Raw genomic sequence first — 6759 nt, 5'->3', positions numbered from 1 at the left:
GCTTGTCGTTCAGACTGTTAAGAAGATTCAGGATATAATGGAGAGGGCCAACGTCAGCGTTAGGCTTGCTTACTACCACGGCACCTTAAGCAGGAAGGAAAAGGAGGAAATGCTGGCTAGGATTGAGGGGGAGGATTACGACATACTCGTCACGAGCGCTCAGTGGCTGGCGAGAAACTTTGATGAGAAGCTCAGGGGTAGGCACTTTGATTTTATGTTCGTTGACGACGTTGATGCCTTTCTCAAGGCGAGCAAGAACATAGACCGCTCGCTTTTGTTGCTCGGCTTCACGGAGGAGATTATTGAGAAGGCGTGGGAGATAATCAGGCTGAAGAAGCAGCTCGCCCGCTACTTAAACGGGAACTCCCACGATAAGGATGAGAGGCTCAAGGAGCTCAACTCCAAGATAGAAAAGCTCCAGCGTGAGATTGAGAAGTTCAAACGTAAGAACAGGATAGGACTCATGATAATAGCTTCGGCGACCGGTTCAGCGAGGGGCGACAGGATAAAGCTCTACCGTGAACTGCTCGGCTTTGAGGTCGGTAGCGGAAGGAGCGCGCTAAGAAACGTCGTGGACAGCTATCTAAAGCCGAGCAAAGACGTTAAAGAGCACGTGGAGGAGCTCCTCGGGAAGCTCGGTAAGGGCGGCCTCATATTCGTTCCCATTGACCAAGGGCTGAGCTACGCCGAGGAGCTCGTGAACTACCTGAAGGAGAGGGGCTTCGCCGTTGAACTCGCAAGCTCGAAGAACAAGAAGGCCGTTGAGAAGTTCGAAAACGGCGAAGCGGATTATCTGGTTGGCGTCGCCACTTACTACGGCTCAATCGTGAGGGGACTGGATTTACCCCACCTCATCCGCTACGCAGTCTTCACGGGCGTCCCGAAGTTCCGCTTTAGCATAGACCTTGAGAGGCCCACCATTTACCGCGCCCTCGGTCTGCTCAGCGAGGTTATGGATTTCCTTGATGAGGAAGACAGGAGAACCGCTGAAAAGCTTTACGCAAGGCTAAGAAGGCTTATCCGAAACATTCCACAGTTCGAGCTCCTCAAGATTGAAGAGGCCTTAGCTGAGGGCCTTCCCATTGAGAACGACTTCCACAAGACGGTTCTCAACGTCTTCCGTGAGCTGGTTGAGTTCCTGCGTGATGTTCTGAAGAAAGGAGATGTTCTCAAAAAACTCGCCGAAGACCCCTTCGTCAGCCTTGTGAAGGAAGAAGGTAAGTGGTTCATCGAGATTCCCGACGTTAGAACCTACATTCAGGCAACTGGAAGGACGAGCAGGCTCTTCGCCGGTGGAATAACCAAGGGGCTGAGCGTTCTTATAGTTGACAACGAGAAGGTCTTCAACGGCCTCGTGAGGCAGATGCGCTGGCGCTTCACGGAGTTCAAGATGGTGCCCTTCGAAGAGCTGAACCTCGGGGAAATCCTCAGGCAGATAGACGAGGACAGGGAGAAGGTAAAGCTGGTTATGGAGGGCAAGATAAGCGCCAAGGTCAAGGACCTCGTTAAGTCCGCCCTCATGATTGTTGAAAGCCCCAACAAGGCCAGAACGATAGCCAACTTCTTCGGACAGCCGAGCAAGAGGCGCATTGGCGATTTGGTTGCCTATGAGGTCAGCATAGGAAACAGACAGCTTACGATTTTGGCGAGTGGAGGGCACATGTTTGACCTCGTAACCAACGAGGGCTATCATGGGGTTCTAATAGAGCGTGAGGATGACATGCTCCGCTTCATTCCCGTCTACGATACCATAAAGCGCTGCCGTGACTGCGGCTACCAGTTCGTTGACTGGGAAAAGAAAGGTGTCTGCCCGCGCTGTGGTTCGACAAACGTTCATGATGCCCTTGAGAACATTATTGCGATGCGCGAGATAGCTCAGGAAGTTGACGAGATACTCATCGCGACCGACCCAGATACCGAGGGTGAGAAGATAGCTTGGGACATAAGAAACATTCTCAGTCCCTTTGCCCCCGTTATAAGGAGGACGGAGTTTCACGAGGTAACCCGGCCGGCCATACTGAAGGCAATCGAGGAAGCCAGGGACGTGAACGAGAACCGCGTCGAGGCCCAGATTGTCAGACGCATAGAGGACAGGTGGATAGGCTTCGAGCTCAGCGGTGAGCTGCAGAGGGTCTTCGAGAACAGGAACCTCTCCGCGGGAAGGGTTCAGACGCCCGTTCTCGGCTGGATTATCGAGAGGTATAAAGAGTTCAGCGAGAGCGAGGTTTACTTCCTCGGCCTGACCCTTGAGAACGGCCTTCAGATAACGGTCGAGCTTGGAAAGGACGGTAAGGACGTCGAGCCGCCGGAGTACGTTACGGTTGAGGAGGTCCAGCTCGAGGAGAGGGAGCTTAATCCATCGCCCCCATACACCACAGACGCAATGCTCCGCGATGCATCAACGTTCCTCAAGCTTTCAGCTCCAGAAACGATGCGTTTGGCCCAGGACCTCTTCGAGATGGGTCTCATCACCTACCACAGAACGGATTCAACCCACGTCAGCAACACCGGAATAGAGGTCGCAAAGGAGTATATAACGAGCGAGCTGGGGGAGGAATACTTCAAACCGAGGCACTGGGGAGAGGAGGGCACCCATGAGGCCATAAGGCCCACGAGGCCGATTGACACGGGCAGGTTAATGCAGCTCATCCGCGACGGCATAATCCAGCTTCCTAGGAACCTTACCAGGAACCACTACAGGCTCTACGATATGATATTCAAGCGCTTCATGACTAGTCAGATGATTCCCGCAAGGATTCTCTACGAGAGTGCCGTGATAGACGCGGGCGTTGGAAAGGTTGAGGTTGATGGCTACGTTAAAATAATCAAGGACGGCTGGACAAAACTCAGGAACCCGCCCATGAGGCAGTTGCCGAAGCTTGAGCGCGGAGAAAAGCTCAAGGTCGTTGAGTCCAAGAAGTGGAAGGCTCCAAAGGTGTCGCTCTACACCCAGGGTGATATAATAGCACTGATGAAGGAGCGCGGTATCGGCAGGCCTTCAACCTATGCGAAAATCGTCGAGACCCTCCTCAGAAGGGGCTACGTCGTTGAGACTAGGGGTAGAAAGAAGCTCGTTCCCACAGAGAAGGGCATCAAGGTGTATCACTACCTCATCAGCAAGTACCGCGACCTCGTCAGTGAGGAGAGAACTAGAGAACTAGAGCGGATAATGGATATGATTGAAGAGGGCAAGGCCAACTACCAAGCTGTTCTCAACGACCTCTATGAGGAAATACGCCGCTATATCTACAGTGAATGAGCTTTCCGTAATATTTTGTTCCCCCGAATTGGGGTTATTTTATCCAGTTTTAGCACCAACCTTAACATTGGGGACCAGCTTTTTTGGATGAACCAAAAACCTTAAAACCTTTTAATAGTAAGGGGTGTGCGTCTTGGTGCAAACACAGTATCATTTGAAAAAGTTATTGAGCAATTATCGCATCTATTGAACACAGTCCCTGCGTCATGGTTGGAAAAAGTTTATATGGTATAACATCGAAACTGGAATCAAGGAAATGTGGTGGTGGTAAAAATGGTTAAGGACAGAATGGTAGAACTCCTGCAGGAACACTTTGAGTTGAACCTCTACGAGGCAAGGGCGTACGTGGCCTTGGTCGGATTTGGTGTCCTTACGCCTGCTGAACTGGCCAGCGTTTCTGAGGTCCCCGCCCCGAGAACCTACGACGTCCTCAGGAGCCTCGAAAAGAAGGGCTTCGCCATTAGTCAGCCCGGCAAGGTCAACAAGTATAGGCCCGTTCACCCGGAGAACATACTCGAGAAGTTCATTGAGGAGTGGCAGGAGCGCATAAAGGAGGAGCTTGAGGCCAAGAAGAAGGCTAAGGAGGAGCTTCTCCAGCTGATGAAGCCCCTCATTGAGACCGAGATTCCAAAGTACGGTGTCGAGCGTGTATGGGTCGTCAGGGGCATCAGGAACGCCACTCTCAAGACCAAGGAAATGCTGGAGGAAGTTAGGGAGAGGATTCTGCTGGCAGATGATGGCTACATCGCCATTAACCTCGAGAACGACCTCGTAAAGGCCATTGACAGCGGGGCCAAAGCCAAGATAATAGTTACGAAGTCGGTTTACGACAGGCTGGGTGATTCAAAGATACTGGAGTACGCCAAGAAGGGCAAGCTTGAGCTGAGGGTTCTCGACAAGTTCGACCTTCCGATGCTCATCTGCGACGACGAGGTCTTCTTCGCCCTCGAGGACATGGCGGCGAGGTACTTCAACTACGAGACCCAGGTGTGGATTAAGGACTTCAGGATTAAGGACTTATTTGAGGCCAAGTTCAACGAGTACTGGGAGAAGGCCAAGGAGATTTGATTTCTTCCCTTCTCTTTTACTGAGGACTAGCGTTTTCTAAAGAGCAACGGGGCCAAAGCGAGTAATCCAATCAGTCCGGGTCCGCAGATGTTTTTTCTGGTTTTTGCTGATGTTGGGGCTGTCGTGTTTGGTGCTTCGTTCGTGGTGTGAATTGTGGTGTTTTTCTGAGCGCTCGTCTGGGTTGCAGTCCCGTTCGAGGTGGCGTTTTCTGGGGCAACAATCGGCTTGCAGAAGGTTACGTTAACGATTTTAACGCTACCCGGAAACCAGAAGCCGGTGAGGTTTTCGGTTGCGTTGATGTAGAAAAGCGTCACGTTTTTCACTTGGCCGTCCTTTTCGAGGAGGAAGTAAACCGGAAGCTTTGAGTAAGAAGGTATCGCCAAGACAGAACAGCAGTTTTCGGGTTTCGTAATACTTGAATTTACGCTAACGAAGATGTAGGCTTTAAAAGGCCCGTAGTCAGGAGAAGGCAAAAACTCACTCGGAACTACAATTTTCCAGCCGTTTATTGTCCCGTTGATCGCCATTACCGGAATAGCGCGGAAAGTAATGTTAGTCTGTTCAACGCAGAAGTTCTTTAGGTTGAGACGGTAAACGTAATCTCGATTAAAACTTTCATCGGTTTCTGGAGAATAAGTTGAGACGCTTACGTTAACATACCAAGAGCCGTTGGCGTAGTAAACCCAGTTGAAGTAAACGTAAGTTATGTTCTTTGAGGCATAGGAAGGCAGAGATTTTTTCAAAGCAGGGGTAAAGTTGAGAAGGTAGAGCGCAGAACCGTTGTAATAGAGCAAGTAATCGTATACCTCATACACCTCCTGCCAGCAGTTTCCTGCCATGTCACACGTGTTTCCCATGTTGTCGATTTCGGCGTTGATTAACGCTACTGTCCCGTTGGAGTAAACCTTGTAGCTAATTAGGTAGAGAAAGCCATTCAGTTCCACGGAATAGACTGCCGATACCATTGGGGCAAAAAGGAGGAGAAGTAAGAGAGGAATCACCAGTCTGGACACTTTGACCTCACCCTGTCGATGGTATCACCATTACTGGATAGTGTTTAGTTATATAAAAAACTATTTGATTGTCAAAATTGTAACATATTCCATCAAAAACACAGAGTAAAAAACCAGTTGGTAGGGCCACTTCCAAATATAAAAGTTGGAGGAGGTCAGACGTACTTGAACTCCTGCTCCAGCTCGTCCTTCTCCTTTATCTTCCAGTAGAGCTTTCCGTCCTTCTGGTAGCTCTCAACCTTCCCGCTCTCGGCGAAGCGTAGGAGGTAGCGTCTTACCTCCATTGGATTCAGTCCCGTTTCCTCGGCGATTTCTTCAACGGTTTTCGGGCCGCTTTCAAGTGCCTTGAGGACCTTCACGTTTTTCATTTTCCTCCCTCCAGTGCCTTGTACCTTTCCAACAGGTTAATTATAAGCTCCATAACCCTTAAGTGTTTCTCAAGTTCATCAACGTCATCGGGCAGGGAGTTGGCCAGTTCGGTGAGCTTCTCCATGAGCCTCTCCTCAATGCCTTTCATCTCCCTGAGCTTCTCCTTCCTTCTGTGCTCGCAGACCGGACAGAAGACCCTCCCGTCCTTTTCGAAGAGGGGCGAGCCGCATTTGGGACAGTGTTTGTCAAGCATTTTGGCACCGGACAGCATCAGGGGGAGTATTATTTTTCTAATCTCCTCGTCGCTCACGCTCATTTCACTCCCTCCCGAAGTAGCTGGAACACCTCAAAGAGCGCCTTTTTTCCGAGCCTGGAGCGCCGTAGCCTGTCCGAAACCTCCGCTATGTCAAAGGCTATAATCCTGAAGTTCTCCCTTATTGCCTCGAGGATTTCCACGAGCTCTTCGAGGGTAAGCTCGCCGTGCTGAAAGCGAGCTATCTTGTATTCGGGTCTGAGGACGTCCATATCAACGGTCAGGTAAATCTCGTCACCGAGGTAGGCTTTGGCCTCCTCGATTATCTCGTCAATTGAATTCGTCTGAAAGTTCTTGTAGGCCCTCCACTTTCCCCTCACCCGTCTGCTCCTCAGCGTTGCGGGGTATATCTTCACCCTTCTCGTCCACAGCTGGGTTCTCTCCGTTGTTGGAATCATGAGAACGGGAGCCATCACAGCTGCCCTCCCGATTAACCTTCGCTCGAGGGCGTAGGCAAGCCAAGAACCGTGGTCAAGGTAATCGTGCATCAAATCCGTGTGTGCGTCAACGCTGATTAAACCTCTCGGCCTGAGCTTTTCCACAATCCCGTAGGTTGCGAGGTGTTCCCCAACTATGTAGGCCTTATCAAGGGGAACCCGCTCCGGGAGAAGCTCGACCCTGCTGGCTTCGACTATAACGTAGTCCTCAATCAGCTTGTTCCTTTTCAGGAGCTGAAGCGTGTAGAGGACGCCGTCGCGGTTCGGTTTCTCACCGAAGGGAATGAAGGTAACCATTAT

General features: G+C 50.9%; 6 protein-coding genes. 2 read left to right on the top strand and 4 right to left on the bottom strand.

Going from position 1 to position 6759, the window contains the following annotated elements; translation table 11 throughout:
• Both rgy and trmBL2 read left to right on the top strand, forming a co-directional pair.
• Positions 1-3259, top strand: a 3259-nt coding sequence (gene rgy, locus MVK46_RS08375; protein WP_297536225.1) for a reverse gyrase, incomplete at its 5' end; no start/stop codon positions are given.
• A gap of 273 nt (positions 3260-3532) precedes the next feature.
• Positions 3533-4327, top strand: a complete 795-nt coding sequence (trmBL2, locus tag MVK46_RS08370) for an HTH-type transcriptional regulator TrmBL2 (protein WP_297536224.1) — start codon at positions 3533-3535, stop codon at positions 4325-4327.
• Positions 4328-4353: 26 nt separating this feature from the next.
• Here trmBL2 and MVK46_RS08365 read toward each other — a convergent pair whose 3' ends face one another.
• The 4 genes from MVK46_RS08365 to MVK46_RS08350 form a co-directional block, all read right to left on the bottom strand.
• Entirely contained in the window at positions 4354-5340 is a 987-nt protein-coding gene (locus MVK46_RS08365; RefSeq protein WP_297536223.1) for a hypothetical protein, read from the bottom strand.
• Between the two features lie 155 nt (positions 5341-5495).
• Complete coding sequence (locus MVK46_RS08360; RefSeq protein ID WP_297536222.1) at positions 5496-5708, bottom strand: ArsR family transcriptional regulator; 213 nt, start codon at positions 5706-5708, stop codon at positions 5496-5498.
• On the bottom strand, positions 5705-6025 hold the full coding sequence (locus tag MVK46_RS08355; RefSeq protein ID WP_297536221.1) for an Sjogren's syndrome/scleroderma autoantigen 1 family protein: 321 nt from the start codon (positions 6023-6025) through the stop codon (positions 5705-5707). Before MVK46_RS08355 ends, MVK46_RS08360 begins: the two co-directional genes overlap by 4 nt.
• Positions 6022-6756, bottom strand: a complete 735-nt coding sequence (locus tag MVK46_RS08350) for an arginase family protein (RefSeq protein ID WP_297536226.1) — start codon at positions 6754-6756, stop codon at positions 6022-6024. The genes MVK46_RS08355 and MVK46_RS08350 overlap by 4 nt, the downstream gene beginning before the upstream one ends.
• Between the last annotated feature and the right edge of the window lie 3 nt (positions 6757-6759).

It is taken from the genome of Thermococcus sp. (genome assembly GCF_027066465.1).
Classification (GTDB): domain Archaea; phylum Methanobacteriota_B; class Thermococci; order Thermococcales; family Thermococcaceae; genus Thermococcus.
Note: the sequence above shows the minus strand (reverse complement) of the source record. Positions and strands in the feature narration are given on the sequence as shown.

Bases quoted from the DNA above. Each gene is read 5' to 3' on its own strand.
- trmBL2 (WP_297536224.1), top strand. From the start codon at position 3,533: ATGGTTAAGGACAGAATGGTAGAACTCCTGCAGGAACACTTTGAGTTG.
- MVK46_RS08360 (WP_297536222.1), bottom strand. From the start codon at position 5,708: ATGAAAAACGTGAAGGTCCTCAAGGCACTTGAAAGCGGCCCGAAAACC.
- MVK46_RS08355 (WP_297536221.1), bottom strand. From the start codon at position 6,025: ATGAGCGTGAGCGACGAGGAGATTAGAAAAATAATACTCCCCCTGATG.
- MVK46_RS08350 (WP_297536226.1), bottom strand. From the start codon at position 6,756: ATGGTTACCTTCATTCCCTTCGGTGAGAAACCGAACCGCGACGGCGTC.